Genomic DNA, 26,470 nt, shown 5'->3' with positions numbered 1-26,470 from the left:
GAGCGAAGCTGTGTCATTCCAATGCTGCATTATTTATAGCACTTAGCGCAGCACTGGAATGGCATCGTGTTCTGTTTGTGCTCCAAACACAGACTGGATGTGCGCATCCAGCTATCCAACAAGGAGTCAATATGACGATGTTCAACAAAGTGACCAAGACATTCCAATGGGGCCAGCACACGGTCACCATGGAAACCGGCGAGATCGCACGCCAGGCTTCGGGTGCCGTGCTCGTGAACATGGACGACACCGTGGTGCTGGCCACCGTGGTGGGTTCCAAGCAGGCCAAGGCCGGCCAGGATTTCTTCCCGCTGACCGTGGACTACATCGAGAAGACCTATGCCGCCGGCAAGATTCCCGGCAGCTTCTTCAAGCGTGAAGCCAAGCCCAGCGAACTCGAGACCCTGACCAGCCGCCTGATCGACCGCCCGATCCGCCCGCTGTTCCCCGAGGGCTTCTACAACGACGTGCATGTGGTCATCCACACCATCTCGCTGAACCCCGAAGTGGACGCCGACATCGCCGCCATGATCGCGACCTCGGCCGCGCTGGCCGTGTCCGGCATCCCGTTCAACGGTCCCATCGGTGCCGCACGCGTGGGCTACATCAATGGCGAATACGTGCTCAACCCCGGCCAGACCCAGCGCAAGGATTCGCAGATGGATCTGGTGGTCGCCGGTACCGAAGCTGCCGTTCTGATGGTGGAGTCCGAAGCCCTGCAGCTGCCTGAAGACGTGATGCTGGGCGCCGTGGTGTTCGGCCACGAGCAAGGCAAGATCGCCATCAACGCCATCCACGATCTGGTGCGCGAAGGCGGCAAGCCCGTCTGGGACTGGACCCCGCCCGCCAAGGACGAGGCCCTGATCGCCAAGGTCACCGAACTGGCCGAAGAAAAGCTGCGCGCTGCCTACCAGATCCGCAACAAGCAGGCCCGCACGCAAGCCTGCCGCGAAGCCTATGCCGGCGTCAAGGCCGCGCTGGCCGAGCAGGGTGTGGAATTCGATGCCGTCAAGGTGGAAGGCCTGCTGTTCGAGATCGAAGCCCGCATCGTGCGTTCGCAGATCCTGGCCGGCGAGCCCCGCATCGACGGCCGCGACACGCGCACCGTGCGTCCCATCGAGATCCGCAACTCCGTGCTGCCCCGCACCCACGGTTCGGCCCTGTTCACGCGCGGCGAAACCCAGGCGCTGGTGGTCTCCACGCTGGGCACCGAGCGCGACGCGCAGCGCATCGATGCGCTGGCCGGCGAATTCGAGGACCGTTTCCTGTTCCACTACAACATGCCTCCCTTTGCCACCGGCGAAGTGGGCCGCATGGGCTCGACCAAGCGCCGTGAAATCGGCCACGGCCGCCTGGCCAAGCGTGCGCTGGCCGCCTGCCTGCCCTCCAAGGAAGAGTTCCCCTACACCATCCGCGTGGTGTCGGAAATCACCGAGTCCAACGGCTCCTCGTCCATGGCTTCGGTCTGCGGCGGCTGCCTGTCCATGATGGACGCCGGCGTGCCCATGAAGGCGCACGTGGCCGGCATCGCCATGGGCCTGATCAAGGAAGACAACCGTTTCGCCGTGCTGACCGACATCCTGGGTGACGAGGACCACCTGGGCGACATGGACTTCAAGGTGGCCGGCACGACCAACGGCATCACGGCCCTGCAGATGGACATCAAGATCCAGGGCATCACCAAGGAAATCATGCAGGTCGCCCTGGCCCAGGCCAAGGAAGCGCGCATGCACATCCTGGGCAAGATGCAGGAAGCCATGGGCGAGGCCAAGGCCGAGATCTCGTCGTTCGCCCCCAAGCTGTACACGATGAAGATCAACCCCGAGAAGATCCGCGACGTGATCGGCAAGGGCGGCGCCACCATCCGTGCGCTGACCGAGGAGACCGGCACCCAGATCGACATCGCCGAAGACGGCACCATCACCATCGCGTCGAACGACGGTGCCAAGGCCGACGAAGCCAAGCGCCGCATCGAGGAGATCACGGCCGAAGTCGAAATCGGCAAGGTCTACGAAGGCCCGGTCACCAAGATCCTGGACTTCGGCGCGCTGGTCAACCTGCTGCCCGGCAAGGACGGCCTGCTGCACATCAGCCAGATCGCCCACGAGCGCGTGGAAAAGGTCGCCGACTACCTGCAGGAAGGCCAGGTCGTCAAGGTCAAGGTCCTGGAAACCGACGAGAAGGGCCGCGTCAAGCTGTCGATGAAGGCGCTGACCGAGCGTCCCGCCGGCATGCCCGAGCGTGAACCCCGCGAGCCGCGCGAACCCCGTGAGTACCGCGAGCGTGCTCCCCGCCAGAATCGCGAGCCCCGTGAAGCGCGCGAGCCGCGCGAAAGCCGCGGCAACGCCGACGAGCAGCAACAGCAGCAACAGCAATAAGCAAGGTGCGGAGCCGGCCGATTGGCTGGCTCCGCCATTGTTTTGATAGCTGCCTGCGCTTGCTGGGCAAGCGCTGCAGCCGTATTTGTTTCATAGTCGCCAAAGGTCTGCTACATGGATACAGCAACAATGCGTGCGGTGGAGATCACCGCTTTCGGTGCGCCCGAGGTGCTGCGCATGGGCGAGCGCCCCATGCCCGTGGCCGCCGAGGGCGAAGTCCTGATTCGCGTGGCGGCCAGCGGCATCAACCGACCGGACGTTCTGCAGCGCAAGGGCCACTATGCACCGCCGCCCGGCGCTTCGGATCTGCCGGGCCTGGAGGTGGCGGGCGTCATCGTGGCCGGCGACGAGGCTGCCATGGCGAAGGCCGGCTTCAAGCTGGGCGACCGGGTCTGTGCCCTGGTGGCTGGTGGCGGCTATGCGCAGTACTGCGTGGCGCCCGTGCCGCAATGCCTGCCCGTTCCGCAGGGGCTGAGCGATGTCGAGGCTGCGGCGCTGCCCGAGACCTTCTTCACGGTCTGGAGCAATGTGTTCGACCGGGGTGCCCTGCAGCCCGGCGAGACCTTGCTGGTGCAGGGCGGCAGCAGCGGCATCGGCGTCACGGCCATCCAGATCGCCAAGGCCTGGGGCGCGCAAGTCGTCGTGACGGCGGGCTCGGATGCCAAGTGCGAGGATTGCCTCAAGCTCGGCGCCGACCATGCGATCAACTACAAGACGCAGGACTTTGTCGCGGAGGTGCAGCGCATCACCGCGGGCGAGGGCGTCAATGTCATTCTCGACATGGTGGCCGGCAGCTATGTGGCGCGCGAGGTGCAATCCCTGGCAGCCGACGGCCGCCTGGTCATCATTGCGGTGCAGGGCGGCATCAAGGCCGAACTGGATGCCGGACTGGTGCTGCGCAAGCGGCTGACCATCACCGGCTCCACGCTGCGGCCGCGTCCCGTGGCGTTCAAGGCCGCGATCGCCGATTCGCTGCGCCGCCATGTCTGGCCCATGATCGAGGCCGGCAAGGTGCGTCCCGCCATCTACCGCGAATTCGATGCAGCCGACGCGGCGCAGGCCCATGCGCTGATGGAGTCGAGCCAGCACACCGGAAAAATCGTTTTGACCTGGGAAAAATGAAGCAAAAACTCATTGTCGGCAACTGGAAGATGAACGGCAGCCTGGCTGCCAACGCGGCCTTGCTGCAGGCCCTCAAGCAGGGGCTGCCCGCAGGCGGCAAGGCGGGTGTGGCCGTGGCGGCGCCTGCCGTCTATCTGGCGCAGCTGCAGGTCGAGCTGTCGGGTTCCTCCATCGGCATCGGCGCGCAGGACGTGTCGCAGCACGAGCAGGGCGCGTTCACCGGCGAAGTCTCGGCAGCCATGCTCAAGGAGTTCGGCGTGCGCTATGCGCTGGTCGGCCATTCCGAGCGCCGCCAGTACCATGGCGAAACCGATGCCGTGGTGGCGGCCAAGGCGCAAGCCGCGCTGGCCAAGGGCGTCACGCCCATCGTCTGCGTGGGTGAGACGCTGCAGGAGCGCGAGGCGGGCCAGACCGAAGCCGTGGTCAAGCGCCAGCTGGCGGCCGTGATCCATCAGGTCGGCCCCTGCGTGAGCGAACTGGTCGTGGCATACGAACCTGTCTGGGCCATCGGCACCGGAAAGACGGCCACGCCCGAGCAGGCGCAGGCGGTGCATGCCGTATTGCGTGCGCAGCTGGCTGCGGCAACCGAGCATGCCGGCCGCGTGCCGCTGCTCTACGGCGGCAGCATGAATGCCGCCAATGCGGCCCAGTTGCTGGCCCAGAACGACATCGATGGCGGCCTGGTGGGAGGTGCTTCCCTCAAGGCGGCCGATTTCTTGACCATTGTTGCTGCAGCTCAATAAAGGCTTGCCGGCCTCTTCGGGCCGGGCAGCGGCACTTATACGATTACAGGGTTTCTTATGAACGTTTTGTCCAGCGTCATTCTCGCGGTCCAGATGCTTGCAGCACTGGGCATGATCGGCCTGATCCTCATCCAGCACGGCAAGGGTGCGGACATGGGGGCATCCTTTGGTGGCGGCAGCTCCGGCAGCCTGTTCGGCGCCTCCGGCAGCGCCAACTTCCTGTCGCGCACCACGGCCGTGCTGGCTTCGGTGTTCTTCGTGGCCACTCTGGCGCTGGCCTACCTGGGCAACTCGCGCCCGGTGAGCTCCGGCAGCCTGCTGGAAGGCGCCGCGGTGACGGCGCCTGCCGCGCCCGCAGCTCCCGCTCAGCCTGCTGCTGGCGACGTGCCTGCAGCACCGGCCGCCGGGGCCGAGGGTGCTGCGCAGATTCCCACCAAATAATTAAAAGAAAACCCTGGCGAACTTCGGAAGCACCGTGTTTTTCAGGGTAGAATCTAGGGATTGTCTGGGGATCAAAATCTTTGCAATGAAGGTTTCCGAGGTTGCCGGACTTTGAGGCGAAGCCGTCGTGGTGGAATTGGTAGACACGCTATCTTGAGGGGGTAGTGGCGAAAGCTGTGCGAGTTCGAGTCTCGCCGACGGCACCAACACATAACTAAAAGCCTGCCCTGCTGATCAGGCAGTGATCTGTAGGGCATGTCTTTCACACAAGGCCCACACGATGAACATCGATCAGTACCTTCCCGTTCTATTGTTCATTCTCATTGGCATGGCGGTGGGCGTTGTGCCCCTGACCCTGGGTTACATCCTCGGTCCCAACCGTCCTGACGCTGCCAAGAATTCCCCTTACGAATGCGGCTTTGAGGCCTTTGAAGACGCGCGCATGAAGTTCGACGTGCGCTACTACCTCGTCGCCATTCTGTTCATCCTGTTTGATTTGGAAATCGCATTCCTGCTGCCCTGGGCCGTTGCGCTCAAGGAAGTCGGCGGTGCGGGTTTCGTTGCCGTTCTGATTTTCCTGGCCATTCTGGTCGTGGGCTTTGCCTACGAGTGGAAAAAAGGCGCCCTGGATTGGGAATGAACGGCTTCTCTGAGGTGACACGATGATCGAAGGCGTGATGAAGGAAGGCTTTATCACCACCAGTTACGACACGGTGGTGAATTGGGCCAAGACAGGGTCGATCTGGCCCATGACGTTCGGCCTGGCCTGCTGTGCCGTGGAAATGATGCATGCCGCTGCTGCGCGTTATGACATCGGCCGCTTCGGCTCGGAAGTGTTCCGCGCCAGCCCGCGTCACTCGGACCTGATGATTGTTGCCGGCACGCTGTGCAACAAGATGGCTCCGGCCATGCGCAAGGTCTATGACCAGATGTCCGAGCCGCGCTGGGTGCTCTCCATGGGCTCCTGCGCCAACGGCGGCGGCTACTACCACTACAGCTACTCGGTGGTGCGCGGCTGCGACCGCATTGTTCCGGTGGATGTGTATGTGCCCGGCTGTCCTCCGACAGCGGAAGCGTTGATCTACGGCATCATTCAGCTGCAGCAGAAGATCCGCCGTACCCACACCATCGCTCGCGTTTAAAGGGCTGAGATGACTGCAATCGCAATTCACCCCGAAAAGCTTCGGGATGTGGTGACTGCTGCCTTGGGCGAAAAGGCCCGCAGCGTCACGCTGGCACTCGATGAAGTGACGGTGGAGGTTTCCGCGGACAAGTATCTGGACGTGATGCAGACCCTGCGCAATGCGCCGGACTGCAAGTTCGAGATGCTGGTGGACCTGTGCGGTGTCGACTATTCGACCTATGCGGAAGTGGGCAGGGAAGGCGCCCGCTTTGCCGTGGTGTCCCATCTGATGTCCCTGACCCTCAACCAGCGCGTGCGCGTGCGCGTGCTGTGCCCCGACGACGATTTCCCCGTCGTGCCTTCGGTCAACGGCATCTGGAATTCGGCCAACTGGTTCGAGCGCGAGGCGTTCGACCTGTTCGGCATCGTGTTCGACGGCCATGACGACCTGCGCCGCATCCTGACCGACTACGGCTTCATCGGTCATCCGTTCCGCAAGGACTTCCCCCTGTCGGGCTATGTGGAAATGCGTTACGACGCCGAGCAGCAGCGCGTGGTGTACCAGCCTGTCACCATCGAGCCGCGTGAAATCACTCCGCGCATCATCCGTGAGGAAAACTACGGCGGAGGCCTGCACTGAGGGCGCGAGTCGCCTTCTGACGGAAGACCATGGCTGAAATCAAGAATTACTCCCTGAACTTTGGTCCGCAGCACCCGGCAGCGCACGGTGTGCTGCGTCTGGTGCTGGAGCTCGACGGCGAAGTGGTGCAGCGTGCTGACCCCCACATCGGCCTGCTGCACCGCGCGACCGAGAAACTGGCCGAAAGCAAGACCTACATCCAGTCGCTGCCCTACATGGACCGGCTGGACTATGTGTCCATGATGTGCAACGAGCACGCCTACTGCCTGGCCATCGAAAAGCTGCTGGGCCTCGAGGTGCCCATCCGTGCCCAGTACATCCGCGTGATGTATTCGGAAATCACCCGCATCATGAACCACCTGATGTGGCTGGGTTCCAGCGGCAACGACGCCGGCAGCTCCACCATCCTGATCTACACCTTCCGTGAGCGTGAAGACCTCATGGACATGTACGAGGCGGTTTCGGGCGCGCGCATGCACGCGGCCTACTTCCGTCCCGGCGGCGTGTACCGCGACCTGCCGGACACCATGCCCCAGTACAAGGCCAGCAAGGTGCGCAATGCGCGCGCGCTGGAGCAGCTCAACGAAACCCGCCAGGGCTCGCTGCTGGACTTCATCGACGCCTTCACGCAGCGCTTCCCCAAGTGCTGCGACGAATACGAAGTCCTGCTGACCGACAACCGCATTTGGAAGCAGCGCAACGTCGACATCGGCGTGGTGACTGCCGAGCGCGCCATCAACCTGGGCATGACCGGCCCCATGCTGCGCGGTTCCGGCGTGGCCTGGGACCTGCGCAAGTCGCAGCCCTACGATGCCTATGACAAGGTCGACTTCGACGTGCCCGTGGGCGCGACCGGCGACTGCTACGACCGCTACCTGGTCCGCGTGGCCGAAATGCGCGAGTCCAACCGCATCATCAAGCAGTGCGTGGACTGGCTGCGCGCCAATCCCGGCCCGGTGATCACGGACAACCACAAGGTGGCTCCGCCGTCCCGCGAGGCCATGAAGTCCAACATGGAAGAGCTGATCCACCACTTCAAGCTCTTCACCGAAGGCTTCAAGGTGCCCGAAGGCGAGGCCTATGCAGCCGTGGAACACCCCAAGGGTGAATTCGGCATTTATTTGATCAGCGATGGCGCCAACAAGCCCTATCGCCTGAAGATCCGTCCACCAGGATTCGTGCACCTGGCCGCTCTCGACGAGATGAGCCGTGGCCACATGCTGGCTGACGCCGTGATGGTGCTCAGTACCCTGGACATCGTGTTTGGAGACGTTGACCGATGATTACCGAAGCGACCAAGGAACGCTTTGCGCGTGAGGTGGCCAAGTATCCGGCTGACCAGAAACAGTCTGCCGTGATGGCCTGCCTGTCCATCGTGCAGCAGGAGCAGGGCTGGGTGAGCGCCGAGAGCGAAGCCGTGATTGCCGAATTTCTGGGCATGCCCGAAATCGCGGTGCACGAAGTCACCACCTTCTACAACATGTACAACCAGCGCCCCGTTGGCAAGTACAAGCTGAACGTCTGCACCAACCTGCCTTGCCAGCTGCGCGACGGCTACAAGGCGCTGCACCACCTGGAGCACAAGCTGGGCATCAAGATGGGCGAAACCACGCCCGACGGCCTGTTCACGCTGCAGCAGTCGGAGTGCCTGGGCGCCTGCGCCGATTCCCCGGTGATGCTGGTCAACGACCGTTGCATGTGCAGCTTCATGAGCAACGAGAAGCTCGACGAGCTGGTGGACGGCCTGCGCGCTGCGGAGGGCAAGGCATGAGCACCATTCTGAACAATCCCGCCGCCAATGCGGTGCTGGCCAGGTTCGCCTCCTCGGGCAACGAAACCTGCTTCCACGACCGCCATATCAATCCGCAGATCTATGCGGATCTGAACGGCAGCAACTGGTCCATCAAGGACTACGAGGCACGCGGCGGCTACCAGGCGCTGCGCAAGATCCTGGGCAAGGACGGCGGCGAAGGCCTGACCCAGGATCAGGTGATCGCCACCGTCAAGGAATCCGGCCTGCGCGGCCGTGGCGGCGCGGGCTTTCCGACCGGCCTGAAGTGGAGCTTCATGCCCCGCCAGTTCCCCGGACAGAAGCACCTGGTGTGCAACTCGGACGAGGGCGAGCCCGGTACCTGCAAGGACCGCGACATCCTGATGTTCAACCCCCACATCGTGATCGAGGGCATGATCATTGCCGCGTATGCGATGGGCATCAGCGTCGGCTACAACTACATTCACGGCGAGATCTTCCAGGTCTACGAGCGCTTCGAGGCCGCTCTGGAGGAAGCCCGTGCCGCCGGCTATCTGGGCGACAACATCCTGGGCAGCAGCTTCAGCTTCCAGCTGCATGCGCACCATGGCTTCGGGGCCTATATCTGCGGCGAGGAGACCGCGCTGCTGGAATCGCTGGAAGGCAAGAAGGGCCAGCCCCGCTTCAAGCCGCCGTTCCCGGCCAGCTTCGGCCTGTACGGCAAGCCGACGACCATCAACAACACCGAAACCTTTGCGGCCGTTCCCTGGATCATCCGCAACGGCGGCCAGGCCTATCTGGAGTGCGGCAAGCCCAACAACGGCGGCACCAAGATCTTCTCGGTCAGCGGCGACGTGAACCTGCCCGGCAACTACGAGATCCCGCTGGGCACGCCGTTCTCCAAGCTGCTGGAGCTTGCAGGCGGCGTGCGCACCGGCCGCAAGCTCAAGGCCGTGATCCCCGGCGGCTCCTCGTCGCCCGTGCTGCCGGCCGACATCATCATGGAATGCACCATGGACTACGACTCCATCGCCAAGGCCGGCTCCATGCTGGGTTCCGGGGCGGTGATCGTGATGGACGATTCGCGCGACATGGTCGAGAGCCTGCTGCGCCTGTCGTACTTCTACCAGCACGAGTCCTGCGGCCAATGCACGCCCTGCCGTGAAGGCACGGGCTGGCTGTGGCGCGTGGTCAATCGTATTCAGCACGGCGAAGGCCGTCCGGAAGATATCGAGCTGTTGGACTCGGTGTCCGTGAACATCATGGGCCGCACGATCTGTGCGTTGGGCGATGCGGCAGCCATGCCGGTGCGCGCCATGATCAAGCACTTCCGCCACGAGTTTGAAGCGAAGATCCAGAACGCTTCCAAGCAGGCCGCGTAAGCGCCTGATCGCGAGACAAGCATATGGTTGAAATTGAACTGGACGGAAAAAAGGTGGAGGTCTCGGAAGGCAGCATGGTCATGCATGCTGCCGAGAAGGCCGGCTCCTATATTCCTCACTTCTGCTACCACAAGAAGCTCTCCATTGCGGCCAACTGCCGCATGTGCCTTGTGGACGTTGAAAAGGCTCCCAAGCCCATGCCTGCCTGCGCCACGCCCGTGACGCAAGGCATGATCGTGCGCACCAAGAGCGAAAAGGCCATCAAGGCGCAACAGTCGGTGATGGAGTTCCTGCTCATCAATCACCCGCTGGACTGCCCCATCTGCGACCAGGGCGGCGAATGCCAGCTGCAGGATCTGGCCGTGGGCTATGGCGCCAGCAGCTCGCGCTACGAGGAAGAAAAGCGCGTGGTGTTCCACAAGAACGTGGGCCCGCTGATTTCCATGGAGGAAATGAGCCGCTGCATCCACTGCACACGCTGCGTGCGCTTCGGCCAGGAAGTGGCCGGCGTCATGGAGCTGGGCATGATCAACCGCGGCGAGCATTCCGAGATCACCACCGTGGTGGGCGATACCGTGGATTCCGAGCTGTCGGGCAACATGATCGACATCTGCCCCGTGGGCGCGCTGACCAGCAAGCCCTTCCGCTACAGCGCCCGCACCTGGGAGCTGTCGCGCCGCAAGTCGGTCTCTCCGCATGACTCCACCGGCGCCAACCTGATCGTCCAGGTCAAGAACCACAAGGTGCTGCGCGTCGTGCCCTTCGAGAACGAGGAAGTCAACGAGTGCTGGATCGCCGACCGTGACCGCTTCTCGTACGAAGCCCTCAACAGCGACGAGCGCCTGACCCGCCCCATGCTCAAGCAGGGCGGCGAGTGGAAGGAAGTCGACTGGCAGACAGCCCTGGAATACGTGGCCAACGGCCTGCAGCAGATCAAGAGCCAGCACGGCGCCAGCGCCATCGGCGCCCTGGTGAGCCCGCACAGCACGCTGGAAGAACTGTATCTGGCCGGCAAGCTGGTGCGCGGCCTGGGCAGCGAGAACATCGACTACCGCCTGCGCAATGCCGAGTTCGCTGCCGCCCAGGGCGTGCAGTGGCTGGGCCTGCCCATCGCCGGCCTGTCGACCCTGCAGTCGGCGCTGGTCGTCGGCTCCAACCTGCGCAAGGATCACCCGCTGTTCGCACAGCGCATCCGCCAGGCTGCCAATAAGGGCTGCAAGGTTTTTGCCATCAACGAGCGCGTGTACGACTGGGCCCTGCCCGTCAACGCTTCGGTGGTTGCTGCCGCGGACTGGGCCCAGGCCCTGGCCGACGTGGCTGCTGCCGTGGCGCAGGCCAAGGGCGTGGACGCGCCGGTGGCTGCGACCGCCCACAACGAGGCGCAGGCCATCGCTGCCGCGCTGCTGGCTGGCGAGCACAAGGCCATTTTGCTGGGCAATGCCGCCGCGCACCACGCACAGGCTTCCACGCTGCTGGCCCTGGCCAACTGGATTGCCGAGCAGACCGGTGCCAGCGTTGGCTACCTGACCGAAGCCGCCAACACCGTGGGCGCGCAGTGGGTCAAGGCCGTCCCTGGCGCCAACGGCCAGAACGCCGGCCAGATGCTGGCTGGCGGCCTGAAGGCAGCCCTCCTGCTGAACAACGAACCCGAGTTCGACAGCGCTGCCGGCAAGGCCGCTGGCGAAGCGCTGGCCAAGGCCGAAATGGTCGTGACCCTGAGCCCGTTCAAGGCCAACATGGAATTCAGCGACGTGCTGCTGCCCATCGCGCCGTTCACCGAAACCTCCGGCAGCTTCGTGAATGCCGAAGGCCGCGTGCAGGGCTTCCACGCCGTGGTCAAGCCGCTGGGCGACACCCGTCCGGCCTGGAAGGTGCTGCGCGTGCTGTCCAATCTGCTGGGCATTTCCGGCGTGGACTACGAGACCTCCCAGGAAGTGCTGGCCGCTGCCACGGGCGGAGTCGCCCAAGTGCCTGCCGGCCAGCTCAGCAATGCCGCCAAGGCCGTGAGCAGCCTGCCGGCCGCCGGCAGCATGCCTGCACCGGTGGTGGCAAGCATTTACCAGCTCGACAGCATTGTGCGCCGCGCAACGTCGCTGCAATTGACGGCCGATGCCCGTCAGGTTCGTGAGGGAGGCGCCGCATGATCGACGCATTGAAAGTCTGGGGCGCCGGCTTGTCCACGGCCCCTTTCTGGACCGACGTGGCCTGGCCCGTCATCTGGATTCTGCTGGGTATCGTGGCCATCGTGGCGCCGCTGATGGGCGCCGTGGCCTACCTGACGCTGTGGGAACGCAAGCTGCTCGGCTTCATGCAGATCCGCCTGGGCCCCAACCGCGTGGGCCCCATGGGCCTGCTGCAGCCTCTGGCCGACGGCCTGAAGCTGCTGACCAAGGAACTGATCCAGCCCACGCGCGCAGCCAAGGGCCTGTTCTACGTGGGCCCCGTCATGGCCATCATGCCGGCCCTGGCGGCCTGGGTGGTGATCCCCTTCGGCCCCGAAGTGGCGCTGACCAACGTCAACGCCGGCCTGCTGCTGATGATGGCCATCACTTCGATCGAAGTCTATGGCGTGATCATCGCCGGCTGGGCATCGAACTCCAAGTACGCCTTCCTGGGCGCGCTGCGCGCCTCGGCACAGATGGTCAGCTATGAAATCGCGCTGGGCTTCTGCTTCCTGGTGGTCATCATGGTCACGGGCAGCATGAACCTCACGCAGATCGTGATGAGCCAGGCGCATGGCCAGTTCGCCTCCATGGGCGTGGGCATCCTGTCCTGGAACTGGCTGCCGCTGCTGCCCATCTTCATCGTCTACCTGATCTCGGTCGTGGCCGAAACCAACCGCCACCCCTTCGACGTGGTGGAAGGCGAAGCCGAAATCGTGGCCGGCCACATGGTCGAGTATTCGGGCATGGGCTTCGCGGTCTTCTTCCTGGCCGAATACGCCAGCATGTGGCTGGTGTCCATCCTGGCCGTGATCATGTTCCTGGGCGGCTGGCTGCCTCCGGTCGACTTCCTGGGCTTCATCCCGGGCTGGATCTGGCTGGCCATCAAGACCTTCCTGGTCGTGTCCTGCTTCATCTGGATCCGCGCAACGTTCCCGCGCTTTCGCTACGACCAGATCATGCGCCTGGGCTGGAAGATCTTCATTCCGGTCACCCTGGTGTGGCTGATCGTTGTGGGTGCCTGGCTGTACTCGCCCTGGAACATCTGGAACTAAAGCGGAGTACGTATGTCTGCGGTTGCTGCAACTCCTTTTTCCTTCAAAGACTTCCTCAAGAGCTTCATGCTCTGGGAGCTGGCCAAGGGCATGGCCCTGACCGGCCGCTACACCTTCCGTCGCAAGATCACGGTGCAGTTCCCCGAGGAAAAGACTCCCCTGTCGCCACGCTTCCGTGGCCTGCATGCGCTGCGCCGTTATGACAACGGCGAAGAGCGCTGCATTGCCTGCAAGCTGTGCGAGGCCGTCTGCCCGGCCATGGCCATCACCATCGAATCCGACGTTCGCGACGACGGTTCGCGTCGCACCACGCGTTACGACATCGACCTGACCAAGTGCATCTTCTGCGGTTTCTGCGAGGAAAGCTGCCCGGTGGACTCCATCGTGGAGACGCACATCTTCGAATATCACGGCGAAAAGCGCGGTGACCTCTACTTCACCAAGGACATGCTCCTGGCCGTAGGCGACCGCTATGAAGCCGAGATCGCTGCCAACAAGGCAGCCGATGCCAAGTACCGCTGAAGCGGCTGCCTGATCACTTGAAAAGATTCGATCCATGGACGCCAAAACTGGTTTTTTCTATTTGTTCTCGGCAGTGCTGCTGTTCGCAGCCTTCCGGGTGATCACGGCCCGCAATCCCGTGCATGCCGTGCTCAATCTGATCCTGGCCTTCTCCCAGGCCGCGGCCATCTGGCTGCTGCTCAAGGCCGAGTTCCTGGGCATCGCCCTGGTGCTGGTCTACCTGGGCGCCGTGATGGTGCTGTTCCTGTTCGTCGTGATGATGCTGGACATCCGCATCGATGCGCTGCGCCGCGGCTTCTGGAAGCACTTCCCGTTCGCCGCGCTGATCGGCGCACTGATTGCCTTTGAAATGGGCATGGTGCTGATGGGCGGCTTCGGCGACGTCGAAGAGTCCAAGGCCGGGGCGGCGACCGCCGTCAATGCGGCCGGCCAGGCGGTGCAGTACTCCAACACCCAGGAGCTGGGCAAGCTGCTGTACACCAAGTACCTGTATCCGGTGGAAATCGCTGCCGTGATCCTGCTGGTGGCCATGATTGCCGCGATCGCCCTGACGCTGCGCAAGCGCAAGGACAGCAAGGCCGTCAACCCGGCGCAGCAGATCCGCGTACGTGCCCAGGACCGCATCAAGCTGGTCAAGCAGCCGGTCACCCAGCCCCCACAACAACCTGCCGCCGAAGCCGTGGCGCCTGCCGTGGAGACAAAAGCATGACGCTGACTCTGGGCCATTTTCTGACGCTGGGCGCCATGCTGTTCGCGCTCGCCGTGGTTGGCATCTTTCTGAACCGCAAGAACCTGATCGTCTTGCTCATGGCCATCGAGCTGATGCTGCTGGCCGTGAACATGAACTTCGTGGCGTTCTCCAGCTATCTGGGCGACATGAACGGACAGGTGTTCGTGTTCTTCATCCTGACGGTGGCTGCCGCTGAGTCGGCCATCGGTCTGGCGATCCTGGTGCTGCTGTTCCGTAACAAGAGCAGTATCGATGCGGAAGATCTCAACGCCCTCAAGGGCTGAGTCCGCCCGTTACTTGCAAGGTTCTCAAGAATGAGTCAAACCCTTTCTGCATCCATGCTGCTCGCGGTGCCGTTGGCGCCGCTGGCCGGCTCCGCGCTCGCGGGTATCTGGGGCACCGCCTTCGGCGGCAACAAGATTGGTCGCACCGGCAGCAGCTCCCTGACGATCCTGGGCGTGCTGGTCGCCTTCATCTTGTCGGCCCTGGTTTTCCAGAGCGTCGTCTTCGACGGCGCCAAGTTCAACGAGACCATCTACACCTGGATGGTGGTCGGCGGCCTGAAGATGGAGGTCGGCTTCCTGATCGACTCCCTGACGGCCATGATGATGTGCGTGGTGACCTTCGTGTCGCTGATGGTGCACATCTACACCATGGGCTACATGGCCGAAGACGACGGCTACGACCGTTTCTTCTCCTACATCTCGCTGTTCACCTTCTCCATGCTGATGCTCGTGATGAGCAACAACATGCTGCAGCTGTTCTTCGGCTGGGAAGCCGTGGGCCTGGTGTCCTACCTGCTGATCGGTTTCTACTTCAAGAAGGAATCGGCCATCTTCGCCAACCTGAAGGCCTTTCTGGTCAACCGCGTCGGCGACTTCGGCTTCATCCTGGGCATCGGCCTGATCGCTGCCTACACCGGCACGCTGAACTACTCGGAAATCTTCGCCAAGCTGCCCGAGATCCAGAACACCCAGCTGCCCGGCACGGGCTGGATGCTGGTGACCGTGACGGCCATCTGCCTGTTCGTGGGCGCGATGGGCAAGTCGGCCCAGTTCCCGCTGCACGCCTGGCTGCCCGACTCCATGGAAGGCCCGACCCCCATCTCGGCGCTGATCCACGCCGCCACCATGGTGACGGCCGGCATCTTCATGGTCTCGCGCATGTCGCCGCTGTACGAGCTGTCGGACGTGGCGCTGAACTTCATCCTGGTGATCGGCTCCATCACGGCACTGTTCATGGGTATCCTGGGCATCATCCAGAACGACATCAAGCGCGTGATCGCGTACTCCACGCTGTCGCAGCTGGGCTACATGACCGTGGCGCTGGGCGTTTCCGCCTACTCGGTGTCCGTGTTCCACCTGATGACCCACGCCTTCTTCAAGGCCCTGCTGTTCCTCGGCGCCGGTTCGGTCATCATGGGCATGCACCACAACCAGGACATCCGCTGGATGGGCGGCGTGCGCAAGTACATGCCCATCACCTGGATCACCTTTCTGCTGGGCAACCTGGCGCTGATCGGCACGCCGTTCTTCTCGGGCTTCTACTCCAAGGACGCCATCATCGAAGCGGTGCATGCATCGCACCTGCCCGGAGCCGGCTTTGCCAGCTTCGCGGTGCTGGCCGGCGTGTTCATCACGGCCTTCTACTCCTTCCGCCTGTACTTCATCGTCTTCCACGGCAAGGAGCGCTACGACCAGAATCCCGACGCGCATCACGATGACCACCATGGTCATGACGACCACCACGGCCATGGCCACGATGCCAAGCCGCATGAGTCGCCTGCCGTCGTGACCGTGCCGCTGATCCTGCTGGCCATTCCCTCGGTGGTGATCGGTGCCATGGCGCTGGACACCATGGTGCTCGGCGGCTTCTTCAAGGATGTGATCTTCGTCGACGGCGCCAAGCACCATGCGATGGCCGAGCTGGCCGAAGAGATCCACGGCTGGGTGCCGATGGCGCTGCACGGCTTCACGGCCGCACCGTTCTGGCTGGCCCTGGCCGGTGTGCTCGTGTCCTATGTGTTCTACATGGTCAAGCCCGGGATTCCGGCCGCCATCATGGCCTTCTCCAAGAAGATCGGCCTGTACCAGGTGCTGGAAGGCAAGTACGGCGTGGACTGGGTCTACGAGAACATCTTCGCCCGCGGCGGCCGCGCCTTCGGCACGCTGTTCTGGAAGGTCGGCGACCAGGCCATCATCGATGGCGCCATCGTGAACGGTTCCTGGAAACTCATGGCCAAGTTCGGCCAGTGGGTGCGCGGCCTGCAGTCGGGCTATCTCTATCACTACGCGTTGGTCATGATCCTGGGCATCTTTGCGCTCATGACGTACTTCGTGTGGCTCAACAAGTAGTAGGGGAATAACAAAAATGGGATTGTTGAGTCTTGCTATCTGGGTGCCGATCGCCTTCGGCATCTTCCTCCTGGCCTTGAGCCGGGAAGGGCAGGCCGGCGCGGTGCGCTGGATGGCCCTGCTCGGAGCCCTGCTGGGCTTCGCGGTGACGATTCCGGTCATGACCGGCTTCGACACCACCACGGCCAGCATGCAGTTCGTGGAAAACGCCCTGTGGATTGAGCGCTTCAATATCCACTACCACCTGGGCGTGGACGGCATCTCCATGTGGTTCGTGCCGCTGACGGCCTTCATCACCGTGATCGTGGTGATCGCCTCGTGGGAGAACATCACCGAGCGCGTGAACCAGTACATGGGCGCGTTCCTGATCCTGTCGGGCCTGATGGTCGGCGTGTTCAGCGCGCTGGACGGCATGCTGTTCTACGTGTTCTTCGAAGCCACGCTGATCCCGATGTACCTGATCATCGGTATCTGGGGCGGACCGAACCGCATCTACGCGGCCTTCAAGTTCTTCCTGTACACCCTGCTGGGCTCGCTGCTCACGCTGGTGGCCATCATCTACCTGTACACCCAGTCGGGCGGCAGCTTCGAGATCCTGGACTGGCACAAGCTGCCTCTGTCCGGCACGGCGCAGACGCTGATCTTCTTCGCCTTCTTCGCGGCCTTCGCGGTCAAGGTGCCGATGTTCCCGGTGCACACCTGGCTGCCCGACGTGCACGTGGAAGCGCCCACCGGCGGTTCCGCCGTGCTGGCCGCCATCATGCTGAAGCTGGGCGCCTATGGCTTCCTGCGCTTCTCGCTGCCCATCGCCCCCGATGCGGCGCACGAGTGGTCCGGCCTGATCATCACCCTGTCGCTGATCGCCGTGATCTACGTGGGCGTGGTGGCCCTGGTGCAGAAGGACATGAAGAAGCTGGTGGCCTACTCGTCCGTGGCGCACATGGGCTTCGTGACCCTGGGCTTCTTCATGTTCAACAACCTGGGCATCTCTGGCGGCCTGGTGCAGATGATCGCCCACGGCTTCGTGTCGGGCGCCATGTTCCTGTGCATCGGCGTGCTGTACGACCGCGTGCACTCGCGTGAAATCGCGGCCTACGGCGGCGTGGTCAACACCATGCCCAAGTTCGCGGCCTTTGCCCTGCTGTTCTCCATGGCCAACTGCGGCCTGCCTGCAACGGCTGGCTTCGTGGGCGAGTGGATGGTGATCCTGGGCGCGGTGGACTACAACTTCTGGATCGGCCTGGGTGCCGCGACAGCCCTGATCTTCGGCGCCTCCTACACCCTGTGGATGTACAAGCGCGTCTACCTGGGTCCCGTGGGCAACGACAACGTCGCCGCGCTCAAGGACATCGGCGGCCGCGAATTCCTGGTGCTGGGCGTGCTGGCGATCGCAGTGCTCTACATGGGCCTGTATCCCAAGCCCTTCACAGATGTGATGGATGTGTCCGTGGCTGAGCTCATCAAGCATGTGGCTGTGAGCAAGCTCCACTGACCAGACTGAAACGAGAGACTCGAGATGATTGACAACTTCAGCTGGCTGGCGGTCTACCCGGAGATCACACTCCTGGTCATGGCCTGCGTGATCGCCTTGGTGGACCTGGGCGTGACGAGCGCGCGCCGCACGGGCACCTATGTTCTGACGATGCTGACCCTGCTGGTCGTGGCCGTGATGCAAGGCATGTACGCCGCCAGCGGCAACACCTTCTACGGCTGGGGCAACATGGTGGTTTCCGACGCCATGGGCAACTGGCTCAAGTGCTTCGCCACCGTGGCCATGATGGTCACCCTGGTCTACGGCCGCCCCTATGCGGGCGACCGCGACATGCTGCGTGGCGGTGAACTGTTCACCATGTCCCTGCTGGCGCTGCTGGGCATGTTCATCATGATCTCCGGCAATAACTTCCTGGTGATCTACCTGGGCCTGGAACTGCTGACGCTGTCCAGCTACGCGCTCGTGGCCCTGCGCCGCGACCATGCCACCTCGGTGGAAGCCGCGATGAAGTACTTCGTGCTGGGCGCCATGGCCTCGGGCTTCCTGCTGTATGGCATGTCCATGCTCTACGGCGCGACCGGCTCGCTGGACATCGGCGAAGTGTTCAAGGCCATCAACTCCGGCCAGATCAAGCACCAGGTGCTGGTCTTCGGTCTGGTGTTCGTGGTGGCCGGCCTGGCCTTCAAGCTCGGCGTGGTGCCTTTCCACATGTGGGTTCCCGACGTGTACCAGGGCGCGCCCAGCGCCATCACCATCCTGATCGGCGGCGCACCCAAGCTGGCGGCCTTCGCCATGACCATCCGCCTGCTGGTGGACGGCCTGCTGCCCCTGGCCATCGACTGGCAGCAGATGCTGATGGTCCTGGCCGTCGCCTCGCTGCTGATCGGCAACCTGGCCGGTCTGCAGCAGACCAACCTCAAGCGCATGCTGGCCTACTCGACGATCTCCCAGATGGGCTTCGTGCTGCTGGGCCTGATGTCGGGCGTGGTGGACGGCAAGGTGGATCCCGCGACCATCGAGAACGCCTACAGCTCGGCCATGTTCTACGTGGTCACCTACGTGCTGACGGCGCTGGCATCGTTCGGCATCATCCTGCTGCTGGCCCGCGAAGGCTTCGAGAGCGACGAGATCTCCGATCTGGCCGGCCTCAACCAGCGCAGCCCCCTGTATGCCGGCGTGATGGCCATCTGCCTGTTCTCCATGGCCGGTATTCCTCCGCTGGTCGGCTTCTACGCCAAGCTGTCCGTGCTGCAGGCACTGGTGGCCTCGGGCAGCAGCCTGTACATTGGCCTGGCCGTGTTCGCCGTGGTCATGTCGCTGATCGGCGCCTTCTACTACCTGCGCGTCGTCAAGGTCATGTACTTCGACGAGCCCATCACGGCCACCAGCGTCTCGGCGCCCCTGGATGTGCGCGTGGTGCTGACCGTCAACGGTGCGCTGGTGCTGCTGCTCGGCATCCTGCCGGGCGGCCTGATGGCCCTGTGTGCCGACGCCATCGTGCGTGCCCTGGCCTCCTGATGCTGAACGCGGCGCGGCTCCAGTCCGCGCCGCTTTTCCGAGGAATGCCTTAGCGTGTCCATTACCGCTTCCATCTGGCTTGTGATCTTGGCTGCCCTTGTGGCAGCCAATTTGCCTTTTATCAACCAGCGCTGGGCCGTGGTCGGCCCGGTCACCCAGGGGCGCAAGCCCATGTGGGCGCGCCTGCTGGAAATGCTGGTGCTGTACTTCCTGGTAGGCGGCCTGGCCCTGCTGCTGGAGCGCCGTGCCGGCCAGATCGCTCCCCAGGGCTGGGAGTTCTACGCCGTCACGGGTGCGCTGTTCCTGACCCTGGCTTTTCCCGGCTTCGTGTACCGCTATCTGGTGCACCGCCGGGACTGATTGCATAAAAGCGCATACTGGGCAGCGAGGCGCCGCTTGCGCTGCCCGAGAGACCATCATGAAAGTGCTCGACCTTCATTGCCCGCTGGGCCATGTATTTGAAGGCTGGTTCGCTTCGGAAGATGATTTCCAGAACCAGCTGCAGCGCAAGCTGGTGCAATGCCCGGTTTGCGGCGACCATGACGTGACCAAGCGCCTGAGCGCGCCGCGCCTGAACCTGGGCGCGCAGCCGTCCGCCCCGCGCACGCCAGCGGGTTCCGGCCGCGAGGCTGCCGCGCAGCTGCCTCCTGCCGCCGAGCTCAGTCCCCAGGCCCGCGAACACCTGCAGGCCCTGCAGGCGGCCTGGATGCAGTGGTCGCGCAAGGTTGCGGCCAATACCGAAAATGTGGGCGACCGCTTTGCCGAGGAAGTCCGCCGCATGCACTATGGCGAGATCGACGAGCGCGCCATCCGCGGCCAGGCCAGTCCCCGGCAGGCCATGGAGCTGATGGAAGAGGGCATAGGCGTCATCCCCCTTGCCCTGCCCGAAGGCGGCAGCGGCAAGCTGCAATAGACCGGTTTGGGTCGGCATGGCTTTTTGCCAGCCGGCACGCTGCAGCCGATGCGCTCTTGATTCAGTAGCTTCCGGCGCCTGCCGGGATTGCAATTCGGTATTGAATAGACTGGAAATCTGCGCATAGCTTGCGCTGTGAGCTTCGCTATTCATAGCGAACTCTTCATCTTTGTCGCCTTTCGCGCAATCGGCGACAAACTCAAGCACATTTTGCATCCGCTTGCCAGCAGCCCCGGGGTGGACGAGGGGCTTTGCAGTCTCGGGGTTTTCCGCATGCGGGTTTGGCAGAGGCCGCGGCCCTGGACCCTGGATTTTTGCTCTTTTATCCATAGCAAACCGGCGCGCACGCAGGCTGCTGTCGCTTGATATGTCGGCTTCTTGACAACCGCCGCCACCGCTTGCCGGCCGAGCCGAAGGCGCGTTTGCCTGGCGCATCGTATGTGAGCGAGTGCTTCCATGCTAGGCAAGCCATAGCAGCCTACCTAGGGAAAACATGGTGCCGTTTCAGGCGTGAAATGGCGTGGACCCTAGGAGTTTCCCGCTGCGGCGCTGCAGCACGCAGGGCCAAGATGCGACGCTGTGGACCGGCTGCGTGGGCAATGCCCGCACGGGCCGGCTTCCTGGAGGTTTCCACGATCTGCGGCCTGGCGCGCGCACGGATGAGTTAACTGATGAGCGAACTGATTCTCCAAACCCATCACCTCACCAAAGAGTTCAAGGGCTTCACGGCTGTCAGCAAGGTCGACCTGGCCGTGCGCCGCGGCTCCATCCATGCGTTGATCGGCCCCAACGGCGCAGGCAAGACCACCTGTTTCAACCTGCTGACCAAGTTCCTGGAGCCCACCTCCGGCACCATTTTGTTCAACGGCACCGACATCACGCGCGAGGCACCGGCCCAGATCGCGCGCCGCGGCGTGATCCGTTCTTTCCAGATCTCGGCCGTGTTCCCGCATTCCACGCTGCTGGAGAACGTGCGCATCGGCCTGCAGCGCAAGCTGGGCACGGCCTTCCATTTCTGGAGCAGCGAAAAGACGCTGAACCAGCTCAACGATCGCGCCATGGAGCTGCTGACCGAAGTGGGCCTGCAGGACCTGGCCGATGAAGTCACCGTCAACCTGCCCTATGGCCGCAAGCGCGCGCTGGAGATCGCCACCACGCTGGCCATGGAGCCCGAGCTCATGCTGCTGGACGAGCCCACGCAAGGCATGGGCCACGAGGACGTGGACCGCGTGACCCAGCTGATCAAGAAGGTCTCGGCCGGCCGCACCATCCTGATGGTGGAGCACAACATGAAGGTCATCTCCACGATCGCCGACCGCATCACGGTGCTGCAGCGCGGGGCGGTGCTGGCCGAAGGGCCTTACGAAGAAGTCTCGAACAATCCGCAGGTGATGGAAGCCTATATGGGGACGACCGAAGGCCAGCTGCAGGGAGGGCATTGACATATGTCCCTCCTGAGCCGCCTGCTCCATGGATGGAGCGGGCTTGGGCCATGCCTGTTTTGAACGATATGCCTTGGACCGACGAACAATGAATCAGACAAGCACTCCGGCGCTGGAGATCAAGGGGCTGAACGCCTGGTACGGCGAATCCCATGTGCTGCACGGCATGGACCTGATGGTTCAGCCCGGCGAGGTGGTCACGCTGCTGGGCCGCAACGGGGCCGGGCGCACTTCCACGCTGCGCGCCGTGATGGGCCTGACCGGTTCGCGCAAGGGCTCGATCCGGATCAACGGCGTGGAGACCATCCATCTGCCCACGCACAGGATCGCCCACCTGGGCGTGGGCTACTGCCCCGAGGAGCGCGGCATCTTCGCCAGCCTCTCCTGCGAGGAAAACCTGATGCTGCCGCCGCCGCTCAAGACGGGCGAGGCCGGCATGAGCATCGCGGAAATCTACGAGATGTTCCCCAACCTCCATGAGCGCCGCCACAGCCAGGGCACGCGCCTGTCGGGCGGCGAGCAGCAGATGCTGGCCGTGGCCCGCATCCTGCGCACCGGCGCGCGGCTGCTGCTGCTCGACGAGATTTCCGAGGGCCTGGCGCCCGTGATCGTGCAGGCGCTGGCGCGCATGATCACCACGCTGCGCGCCAAGGGCTACACCGTGGTCATGGTGGAGCAGAACTTCCGCTTTGCCGCGCCGCTGGCCGACCGCTTCTACGTGGTCGAGCACGGCCATGTGGTCGAGCGCTTCGGCGCCGCCGAGCTGGAGGCCAAGATGCCGGTGCTCAACGAGCTGCTGGGCGTCTGAGCCTTTCGCCATGGATTCACAGAGTTGGTGCTTCATTGACCCGCTGACAACAAACCACCCCAAACCAAGGAGACCGTGATGAAAGCAAAGTTGAGCGTCCTGTCGTGCATGCTGGTGGCCGCCGGCCTGGCCAGCCCCCTGGTGCAGGCCCAGGAAAAGGTGAAGATCGGCTTCGTGACCGACATGTCCAGCCTTTATGCCGACGTGGAAGGCAAGAACGGCGTGGTCGCCATGCAGATGGCCATCGAGGACTTCGGCGGCAAGGCGCTGGGCCAGCCCATCGAGCTGCTGACGGCCGACCACCAGAACAAGGCCGACATCGCGGCATCCAAGATGCGCGAGTGGATCGATACCCAGAACATCTCGCTGGTGTTCAGCGGCACGAACTCGGGCACGGCCCTGGCCGTTTCGCAGGTGGCCAACGAGAAAAAGCGCGTGCACATCAACAACGGCGCGGGCTCCTCGGCGCTGACCAACGAGCAGTGCAATCCCTACACCATCCACTATGCCTATGACACCGTGGCACTGGCCAAGGGCACGGGCGGCGCCGTGGTGGACCGCGGGGGCAAGAACTGGTTCTTCCTGACGGCCGACTACGCGTTCGGCCACGCGCTGGAAGCCGACACCACGGCCGTGATCAAGGCCAAGGGCGGCCAGGTGCTGGGTTCGGTCAAGCACCCGCTCAACGCCTCGGACTTCTCGTCCTTCCTGCTGCAGGCGCAGAACTCCAAGGCCCAGATCCTGGGCCTGGCCAATGCCGGCGGCGACACCATCAACGCCATCAAGGCGGCCAAGGAATTCGGCATCAACAAGACCATGAAGACCGCGGGCCTGCTGGTCTTCCTGACCGACATCCACAGCCTGGGCCTGAAGAACACCGAAGGCCTGCTGCACACCACCAGCTGGTACTGGGACATGAACGACGAGACGCGCAAGTTCGCCAACAAGTTCTTTGCCAAGACCAAGCGCATGCCCACCGACGTGCAGGCCGCCGACTACTCGGCCGTGATGAACTACCTGAAGGCGGTCGAGGCCGTGAAGACCACCAATGCCGAGAAGGTGATGGCCTACCTCAAGAGCACGCCCATCAACGACTTCTACGCCAAGGGCTCGATCCGTCCCGACGGCACCTTCGCGCACGACATGTACCTGGTGGAAGCCAAGAAGCCCAGCGAGTCCAAGAAGCCCTGGGACTACCTGAAGGTGCTGCAGACCCTGCCCGCCGACACCGTCTGGACCACCAAGGCCGAGACCAAGTGCGCGGCCTGGAAGTGATCTGACGCCCCGGCCCTGACGCTCACCGCGTTTATCGATTACCCACCAGCGTACCTCTCATGGAAATCTTCGGTGTTTCATTGCCGGGCCTGATGAGCCAGCTCCTCCTGGGGCTGGTCAACGGCTCGTTCTACGCAATCCTGAGCCTGGGCCTGGCCGTGATCTTCGGCCTGCTCAACGTCATCAACTTTGCGCACGGCGCACTGTTCATGCTCGGGGCCATGTTCACCTGGATGGCCATGAGCTATTTCGAGATCAACTACTGGGTGATGTTGATCCTGGCCCCCGTGCTGGTGGGATTTTTCGGCGTGCTCATAGAGCGCTTTCTGCTGCGCTGGATCTACAAGCTCGATCATCTCTACGGCCTGCTGCTCACGCTGGGGCTGTCGCTGCTGATCGAGGGCGTTTTCCGCTCGGTCTACGGCGTCTCGGGCCTGGGCTACGACACGCCCGAACTGCTCGAAGGCGCCACCAACCTGGGCTTCATGGTGCTGCCCAACTACCGCGCATGGGTGGTGCTGGCCTCCATCGTGGTCTGCATCGCGACCTGGTTCGTGATCGAGAAGACCCGCATCGGCGCCTACCTGCGCGCGGGCACCGAGAATCCGCGCCTGGTCGAGGCCTTCGGCGTGAACGTGCCCGTCATGATCACGCTGACCTATGCCTTCGGCGCCGCGCTGGCCGCCTTCGCCGGCGTGCTGGCCGCACCGGTCTACCAGGTCACGCCGCTGATGGGGCAGAACCTCATCATCGTGGTGTTCGCCGTGGTGGTGATCGGCGGCATGGGCTCCATCATGGGCTCCATCGTCACCGGCCTGGGGCTGGGCGTGATCGAGGGCCTGACCAAGGTGTTCTGGCCCGAGGCTTCGTCCACCGTCGTCTTTTTCATCATGGTGATCGTTCTGCTGATTCGCCCCGCAGGCCTCTTCGGCAAAGAAAAATAAGAGGGGCGCTACATGAAATCCAAGATGCCTGTTCAACGCATTGCGCCCTGGGGTTACGGCCTGCTGCTGCTGGGCCTGATCGCCGCGCCATTCCTGGGCGCCTATCCCGTGTTCGTGATGAAGCTCATGTGCTTCGCACTCTTCGCTTCGGCCTTCAACCTGCTGCTCGGCTATACGGGCCTGCTGTCCTTCGGCCATGCGGCCTTTCTCGGCGGCGCGGCCTACATCACGGGCTATACCGTCAAGGCCTGGGCCGTCACCCCAGAGATCGGCATGCTGCTGGGTACGGCCTTCGGTGCCGTGCTGGGCCTGGTGTTCGGCTGGCTGGCCATCCGCCGCCAGGGCATTTATTTCTCGATGATCACGCTGGCGCTGGCCCAGATGCTGTTCTTCGGCGCCCTGCAGGCGCCGTTCACGGGCGGCGAGGACGGCCTGCAGGGCGTGCCGCGCGGCAAGCTGCTGGGCCTGCTCGACCTGGACAGCGACCTGACCATGTACTACGTGACGCTGGTCATCGTGGTGCTGGCCTTTCTGCTCATCGTGCGCACCATCCATTCGCCGTTCGGCCAGGTGCTCAAGGCCATCAAGGAAAACGAGCCGCGCGCCATTTCGCTGGGCTACGACGTCAACCGCTTCAAGCTGCTGGCCTTCGTGATCTCGGCCGCGCTCACGGGCCTGGCCGGCTCGCTCAAGACCATGGTGCTGGGCTTTGCCACGCTGTCCGACGTGCACTGGACCACGTCGGGCCATGTGATCCTCATGACGCTGATGGGCGGCCTGGGCACGCTCTCGGGCCCGCTGCTGGGCTCTGCCGTGGTCGTGGCGCTGGAGAACAAGATCGGCGATTTCGGCACCTTCATGGCGCGCACCACGGGCATCGAATGGTTCTCCACGCTGGGCGAGTCCGTGACCATCGTCACCGGCCTGATCTTCGTGCTGTGCGTGCTGCTGTTCCGCCGCGGCATCATGGGCGAGCTGATCGCCCGACTGCAGCGCAGGAAATAGTGGTTGTCTGCTTCAAGAAAACCCAGGGAAAGAATCAATCCCTGGGTTTGCATTTTGAGGAGTGCCTGATTGAATGAGTCTTATCGGCCATAACCAGATATTCGCTCCATTGGCACAATGGAGTCAGTAGCGGTCCTTCGTCAATCTGAATAGGTTTCACTAGTGGCCCATCTCGAACGGTCTGTGGCAACGTTGCGCATCATGGGTGAAGAACTTGTGCCCGAGGAGATTTCGAAGCTGCTCAGTGCAGTGCCAACGTCAGCTTATGCGAAAGGGCATCAGTACCCTTCGGGCTCATCGGGCCGCATTGCTACGAAGAAATCGGGCATGTGGCGTCTAAGGGCAAAGGAGGCCGAACCGGAAGACTTGGACGGTCAGGTCTCTGAGTTGCTTGGTCAAGTTACGTCAGACCTATCGGTCTGGGGGACATCGCGACGCGGTTTCGCGTTGATTTGTTCTGCGGTTGGTTCATGGGCAGTGGAAATGAGGGCGTGAAAATTTCGCCCGAGACCATGCTTGCATTAGGACAGCGCGGCATCATGTTGTCGCTCGACATCTACGAACGGGATGTGTCGGATGCTCATAAGGGCATGCCGCAGGCTTAGTTTGGTCCACCAATGTCAGCAATTGAATAAACGCTAGTCCAGCTTCGGGTCATGAGCCGACCTCAC

General features: G+C 63.2%; 26 protein-coding genes and 1 tRNA gene. All 27 read left to right on the top strand.

All coding sequences use genetic code 11. From position 1 onward, the window contains the following. Positions 1-131: 131 nt before the first annotated feature. The 27 genes from pnp (at position 132) to Cte04_RS03890 (ending at position 26,294) form a co-directional block, all read left to right on the top strand. Positions 132-2,378, top strand: a complete 2,247-nt coding sequence (gene pnp, locus Cte04_RS04020; RefSeq protein ID WP_066472427.1) for a polyribonucleotide nucleotidyltransferase — start codon at positions 132-134, stop codon at positions 2,376-2,378. A 114-nt stretch (positions 2,379-2,492) separates the two neighbouring features. After that, entirely contained in the window at positions 2,493-3,500 is a 1,008-nt protein-coding gene (locus Cte04_RS04015; protein ID WP_066472425.1) for an NAD(P)H-quinone oxidoreductase, read from the top strand. Next, positions 3,497-4,243 carry a triose-phosphate isomerase gene (gene tpiA, locus Cte04_RS04010; protein ID WP_066472422.1) on the top strand — a complete coding sequence of 249 codons (747 nt, stop codon included), beginning with the start codon at positions 3,497-3,499 and terminating at the stop codon, positions 4,241-4,243. The genes Cte04_RS04015 and tpiA overlap by 4 nt, the downstream gene beginning before the upstream one ends. 57 nt (positions 4,244-4,300) lie before the next feature. Beyond that, positions 4,301-4,684, top strand: coding sequence for a preprotein translocase subunit SecG (secG, locus tag Cte04_RS04005; RefSeq protein WP_066472414.1), 384 nt, complete (start codon positions 4,301-4,303; stop codon positions 4,682-4,684). Positions 4,685-4,805: 121 nt separating this feature from the next. Beyond that, positions 4,806-4,890 (top strand) — tRNA-Leu (locus Cte04_RS04000). 74 nt (positions 4,891-4,964) lie between these two features. Further along, positions 4,965-5,324 (top strand): NADH-quinone oxidoreductase subunit A, encoded by a 360-nt coding sequence (locus tag Cte04_RS03995; protein ID WP_066472410.1) that lies wholly within the window; start codon positions 4,965-4,967, stop codon positions 5,322-5,324. Positions 5,325-5,346: 22 nt separating this feature from the next. Then, positions 5,347-5,826 carry a NuoB/complex I 20 kDa subunit family protein gene (locus Cte04_RS03990; RefSeq protein ID WP_066472408.1) on the top strand — a complete coding sequence of 160 codons (480 nt, stop codon included), beginning with the start codon at positions 5,347-5,349 and terminating at the stop codon, positions 5,824-5,826. A 9-nt stretch (positions 5,827-5,835) separates the two neighbouring features. Continuing rightward, positions 5,836-6,447 carry an NADH-quinone oxidoreductase subunit C gene (locus tag Cte04_RS03985; protein WP_066472405.1) on the top strand — a complete coding sequence of 204 codons (612 nt, stop codon included), beginning with the start codon at positions 5,836-5,838 and terminating at the stop codon, positions 6,445-6,447. 29 nt (positions 6,448-6,476) lie between these two features. Then, positions 6,477-7,730: an NADH-quinone oxidoreductase subunit D gene (locus Cte04_RS03980; RefSeq protein ID WP_066472402.1), complete on the top strand. Its 1,254-nt coding sequence runs from the start codon at positions 6,477-6,479 to the stop codon at positions 7,728-7,730. Then, positions 7,727-8,218 carry an NADH-quinone oxidoreductase subunit NuoE gene (nuoE, locus tag Cte04_RS03975; protein ID WP_066472396.1) on the top strand — a complete coding sequence of 164 codons (492 nt, stop codon included), beginning with the start codon at positions 7,727-7,729 and terminating at the stop codon, positions 8,216-8,218. Before Cte04_RS03980 ends, nuoE begins: the two co-directional genes overlap by 4 nt. Next, the gene (nuoF, locus tag Cte04_RS03970) at positions 8,215-9,579 is read left to right on the top strand and encodes an NADH-quinone oxidoreductase subunit NuoF (RefSeq protein WP_066472393.1); all 1,365 of its coding nucleotides are present in this window, start codon (positions 8,215-8,217) and stop codon (positions 9,577-9,579) included. The genes nuoE and nuoF overlap by 4 nt, the downstream gene beginning before the upstream one ends. A gap of 23 nt (positions 9,580-9,602) precedes the next feature. Next, positions 9,603-11,723, top strand: a complete 2,121-nt coding sequence (gene nuoG, locus Cte04_RS03965) for an NADH-quinone oxidoreductase subunit NuoG (RefSeq protein ID WP_066472385.1) — start codon at positions 9,603-9,605, stop codon at positions 11,721-11,723. Next, positions 11,720-12,796: an NADH-quinone oxidoreductase subunit NuoH gene (nuoH, locus tag Cte04_RS03960; protein WP_066472382.1), complete on the top strand. Its 1,077-nt coding sequence runs from the start codon at positions 11,720-11,722 to the stop codon at positions 12,794-12,796. Before nuoG ends, nuoH begins: the two co-directional genes overlap by 4 nt. A gap of 12 nt (positions 12,797-12,808) precedes the next feature. Beyond that, the gene (gene nuoI, locus Cte04_RS03955) at positions 12,809-13,318 is read left to right on the top strand and encodes an NADH-quinone oxidoreductase subunit NuoI (RefSeq protein WP_066472379.1); all 510 of its coding nucleotides are present in this window, start codon (positions 12,809-12,811) and stop codon (positions 13,316-13,318) included. Between the two features lie 34 nt (positions 13,319-13,352). Next, positions 13,353-14,027, top strand: coding sequence for an NADH-quinone oxidoreductase subunit J (locus Cte04_RS03950; RefSeq protein WP_066472376.1), 675 nt, complete (start codon positions 13,353-13,355; stop codon positions 14,025-14,027). Beyond that, positions 14,024-14,332, top strand: coding sequence for an NADH-quinone oxidoreductase subunit NuoK (nuoK, locus tag Cte04_RS03945; protein ID WP_066472374.1), 309 nt, complete (start codon positions 14,024-14,026; stop codon positions 14,330-14,332). Before Cte04_RS03950 ends, nuoK begins: the two co-directional genes overlap by 4 nt. A gap of 30 nt (positions 14,333-14,362) precedes the next feature. Continuing rightward, positions 14,363-16,402: an NADH-quinone oxidoreductase subunit L gene (gene nuoL / locus Cte04_RS03940; RefSeq protein ID WP_174522890.1), complete on the top strand. Its 2,040-nt coding sequence runs from the start codon at positions 14,363-14,365 to the stop codon at positions 16,400-16,402. 16 nt (positions 16,403-16,418) lie between these two features. After that, positions 16,419-17,894: an NADH-quinone oxidoreductase subunit M gene (locus Cte04_RS03935; protein WP_066472363.1), complete on the top strand. Its 1,476-nt coding sequence runs from the start codon at positions 16,419-16,421 to the stop codon at positions 17,892-17,894. A gap of 24 nt (positions 17,895-17,918) precedes the next feature. Next, complete coding sequence (gene nuoN, locus Cte04_RS03930; protein ID WP_066472361.1) at positions 17,919-19,412, top strand: NADH-quinone oxidoreductase subunit NuoN; 1,494 nt, start codon at positions 17,919-17,921, stop codon at positions 19,410-19,412. Between the two features lie 54 nt (positions 19,413-19,466). After that, complete coding sequence (locus Cte04_RS03925; RefSeq protein ID WP_066472355.1) at positions 19,467-19,772, top strand: DUF2818 family protein; 306 nt, start codon at positions 19,467-19,469, stop codon at positions 19,770-19,772. Positions 19,773-19,830: 58 nt separating this feature from the next. After that, positions 19,831-20,325: a DUF1178 family protein gene (locus Cte04_RS03920; RefSeq protein ID WP_066472352.1), complete on the top strand. Its 495-nt coding sequence runs from the start codon at positions 19,831-19,833 to the stop codon at positions 20,323-20,325. A 671-nt stretch (positions 20,326-20,996) separates the two neighbouring features. Next, complete coding sequence (locus tag Cte04_RS03915) at positions 20,997-21,767, top strand: ABC transporter ATP-binding protein (RefSeq protein WP_066472346.1); 771 nt, start codon at positions 20,997-20,999, stop codon at positions 21,765-21,767. Positions 21,768-21,855: 88 nt separating this feature from the next. Beyond that, entirely contained in the window at positions 21,856-22,575 is a 720-nt protein-coding gene (locus tag Cte04_RS03910; RefSeq protein ID WP_066472342.1) for an ABC transporter ATP-binding protein, read from the top strand. A 78-nt stretch (positions 22,576-22,653) separates the two neighbouring features. Next, positions 22,654-23,850 (top strand): ABC transporter substrate-binding protein, encoded by a 1,197-nt coding sequence (locus tag Cte04_RS03905; protein WP_066472340.1) that lies wholly within the window; start codon positions 22,654-22,656, stop codon positions 23,848-23,850. A gap of 59 nt (positions 23,851-23,909) precedes the next feature. Then, the gene (locus Cte04_RS03900) at positions 23,910-24,794 is read left to right on the top strand and encodes a branched-chain amino acid ABC transporter permease (protein WP_066472336.1); all 885 of its coding nucleotides are present in this window, start codon (positions 23,910-23,912) and stop codon (positions 24,792-24,794) included. A gap of 12 nt (positions 24,795-24,806) precedes the next feature. Further along, the gene (locus Cte04_RS03895) at positions 24,807-25,799 is read left to right on the top strand and encodes a branched-chain amino acid ABC transporter permease (protein WP_066472331.1); all 993 of its coding nucleotides are present in this window, start codon (positions 24,807-24,809) and stop codon (positions 25,797-25,799) included. A 201-nt stretch (positions 25,800-26,000) separates the two neighbouring features. Beyond that, a complete protein-coding gene (locus Cte04_RS03890) occupies positions 26,001-26,294 on the top strand; it encodes a DUF4279 domain-containing protein (protein ID WP_245633308.1) in 294 nt (97 codons plus the stop codon). Positions 26,295-26,470 lie beyond the last annotated feature (176 nt).

Origin of the sequence: Comamonas terrae (genome assembly GCF_001544075.1) — a bacterium.
Taxonomy (GTDB): domain Bacteria; phylum Pseudomonadota; class Gammaproteobacteria; order Burkholderiales; family Burkholderiaceae_C; genus Comamonas; species Comamonas terrae.
Note: the sequence above shows the minus strand (reverse complement) of the source record. Positions and strands in the feature narration are given on the sequence as shown.

Coding starts and splice junctions, on each gene's coding strand:
- Cte04_RS03905 (WP_066472340.1), top strand. CDS start 22,654: ATGAAAGCAAAGTTGAGCGTCCTGTCGTGCATGCTGGTGGCCGCCGGC.
- Cte04_RS03895 (WP_066472331.1), top strand. CDS start 24,807: ATGAAATCCAAGATGCCTGTTCAACGCATTGCGCCCTGGGGTTACGGC.
- Cte04_RS03935 (WP_066472363.1), top strand. CDS start 16,419: ATGGGATTGTTGAGTCTTGCTATCTGGGTGCCGATCGCCTTCGGCATC.
- Cte04_RS03995 (WP_066472410.1), top strand. CDS start 4,965: ATGAACATCGATCAGTACCTTCCCGTTCTATTGTTCATTCTCATTGGC.
- nuoH (WP_066472382.1), top strand. CDS start 11,720: ATGATCGACGCATTGAAAGTCTGGGGCGCCGGCTTGTCCACGGCCCCT.
- nuoF (WP_066472393.1), top strand. CDS start 8,215: ATGAGCACCATTCTGAACAATCCCGCCGCCAATGCGGTGCTGGCCAGG.
- Cte04_RS03900 (WP_066472336.1), top strand. CDS start 23,910: ATGGAAATCTTCGGTGTTTCATTGCCGGGCCTGATGAGCCAGCTCCTC.
- nuoL (WP_174522890.1), top strand. CDS start 14,363: ATGAGTCAAACCCTTTCTGCATCCATGCTGCTCGCGGTGCCGTTGGCG.
- Cte04_RS03980 (WP_066472402.1), top strand. CDS start 6,477: ATGGCTGAAATCAAGAATTACTCCCTGAACTTTGGTCCGCAGCACCCG.
- Cte04_RS03910 (WP_066472342.1), top strand. CDS start 21,856: ATGAATCAGACAAGCACTCCGGCGCTGGAGATCAAGGGGCTGAACGCC.
- Cte04_RS04015 (WP_066472425.1), top strand. CDS start 2,493: ATGGATACAGCAACAATGCGTGCGGTGGAGATCACCGCTTTCGGTGCG.
- Cte04_RS03985 (WP_066472405.1), top strand. CDS start 5,836: ATGACTGCAATCGCAATTCACCCCGAAAAGCTTCGGGATGTGGTGACT.
- Cte04_RS03920 (WP_066472352.1), top strand. CDS start 19,831: ATGAAAGTGCTCGACCTTCATTGCCCGCTGGGCCATGTATTTGAAGGC.
- Cte04_RS03990 (WP_066472408.1), top strand. CDS start 5,347: ATGATCGAAGGCGTGATGAAGGAAGGCTTTATCACCACCAGTTACGAC.
- pnp (WP_066472427.1), top strand. CDS start 132: ATGACGATGTTCAACAAAGTGACCAAGACATTCCAATGGGGCCAGCAC.
- nuoK (WP_066472374.1), top strand. CDS start 14,024: ATGACGCTGACTCTGGGCCATTTTCTGACGCTGGGCGCCATGCTGTTC.
- Cte04_RS03950 (WP_066472376.1), top strand. CDS start 13,353: ATGGACGCCAAAACTGGTTTTTTCTATTTGTTCTCGGCAGTGCTGCTG.
- nuoI (WP_066472379.1), top strand. CDS start 12,809: ATGTCTGCGGTTGCTGCAACTCCTTTTTCCTTCAAAGACTTCCTCAAG.
- Cte04_RS03915 (WP_066472346.1), top strand. CDS start 20,997: ATGAGCGAACTGATTCTCCAAACCCATCACCTCACCAAAGAGTTCAAG.
- tpiA (WP_066472422.1), top strand. CDS start 3,497: ATGAAGCAAAAACTCATTGTCGGCAACTGGAAGATGAACGGCAGCCTG.
- nuoG (WP_066472385.1), top strand. CDS start 9,603: ATGGTTGAAATTGAACTGGACGGAAAAAAGGTGGAGGTCTCGGAAGGC.
- Cte04_RS03890 (WP_245633308.1), top strand. CDS start 26,001: ATGGGTGAAGAACTTGTGCCCGAGGAGATTTCGAAGCTGCTCAGTGCA.
- nuoN (WP_066472361.1), top strand. CDS start 17,919: ATGATTGACAACTTCAGCTGGCTGGCGGTCTACCCGGAGATCACACTC.
- secG (WP_066472414.1), top strand. CDS start 4,301: ATGAACGTTTTGTCCAGCGTCATTCTCGCGGTCCAGATGCTTGCAGCA.
- nuoE (WP_066472396.1), top strand. CDS start 7,727: ATGATTACCGAAGCGACCAAGGAACGCTTTGCGCGTGAGGTGGCCAAG.